Annotated in this window: 2 protein-coding genes; both read left to right on the top strand. The window is 38.1% G+C overall.

Annotated features, from left to right (window positions below; translation table 11 throughout):
* Positions 1–169 precede the first annotated feature (169 nt).
* A complete protein-coding gene (locus NRL14_RS20750; protein WP_306725512.1) occupies positions 170–409 on the top strand; it encodes a hypothetical protein in 240 nt (79 codons plus the stop codon).
* 110 nt (positions 410–519) lie between these two features.
* The gene (locus tag NRL14_RS20745; protein WP_306725511.1) at positions 520–1,026 is read left to right on the top strand and encodes a hypothetical protein; all 507 of its coding nucleotides are present in this window, start codon (positions 520–522) and stop codon (positions 1,024–1,026) included.
* Positions 1,027–1,107 lie beyond the last annotated feature (81 nt).

The raw sequence follows: 1,107 nt of genomic DNA, 5'->3' as shown, positions 1-1,107 counted from the left end.
CGTGATCAACAGAAGCATATTCCATGTATTAATGAGATAGGTAAATACATTAATTAATGGAACGGAGTAACTATAAGGCGTTCAAACGGACAAAAAACAGTTGGCTGTTTCACTCCGTTCACAATTTTAGCCAACAATTTTTTGCCGCTTAACGTGGCGTTAGGTGTTTATGGAGCTTGAAAGTAAAGTAGTGCAACAATATCTATATTTATTTAATCAAATATCTAGAATGACGGAAGTATTGATGTTGCATGATACAGGTGAACGTCCTCTGAAAGAAAGAGAGAGACTATCATTGATAAAAATTAGAGCTAGTGAGTTCAACAAGCTTAATAGGATTATCGAAAAACATCCGGAAGTACATAATTGGTATAGTGAAAAAGATCCCGAAGGCATGAAAAACACCTAACAAGGGTTTTCAAGTCGGACTCGTAACAGCTTGCTCGGTTCCACTTCGTTTCACATTTTAGCAAGCTATTACTCGCCGCTTAAAACGGCGTTAGCAAGCAAGGAAACTCTGTGAAATATTCAGCACTATTTTTACTAATTTGTAATTTTATTTCCTTCAATAGTTCTGCCTGCTCAATGGCTGGTTGGGGTGTGTTTAAACCTACCCCAGAAAACTGGAAAGCAGTAACCTTAGAAGAACCTGAAAATGGTTACTTCTGGGAGCTTGTACCAGAACCTTTGGTCAAGTTGAATCGTTTATCTCGAGGCTCAGGAAAGCGAAGCTCTTCATGTTCTGACTTTGGGGTTATTGAATTAAGTGTTTCTTTACCTGAGACTAGTTCTTATAAAATTTCAGATTTTGGTGTTTACATTAGGTTAATCGAAGGAGAGCAACCTGATCTTATATTTCCAGATTTACCTATGACTGGGCGTATCGAAGGTGGTGTTATGAAATTAGTTTTACCTTGGCTGGAACCACAAAATACAGAATTAACACCATTAAGTTTAACGTTAGACATATTTCTAGTATCACATAGGCTTAATGTAGGTAAGTCTGTGAAGTTTGTGGTGAAATAGCTTGCTAACAACACGCCCTGAGGTGGACAGCAAGCGCTAAAGCTCACTTTCCACCGCAAATTTTAACAGCGGTGATCCCTT

This window comes from Pseudoalteromonas sp. 20-92 (genome assembly GCF_030847595.1).
GTDB lineage: Bacteria > Pseudomonadota > Gammaproteobacteria > Enterobacterales > Alteromonadaceae > Pseudoalteromonas > Pseudoalteromonas fuliginea.
The sequence above is the reverse complement of the archived record's forward strand: the minus strand, read 5'-3'. Positions and strand labels throughout refer to the sequence as shown.

Coding starts and splice junctions, on each gene's coding strand:
- NRL14_RS20750 (WP_306725512.1), top strand. CDS start 170: ATGGAGCTTGAAAGTAAAGTAGTGCAACAATATCTATATTTATTTAAT.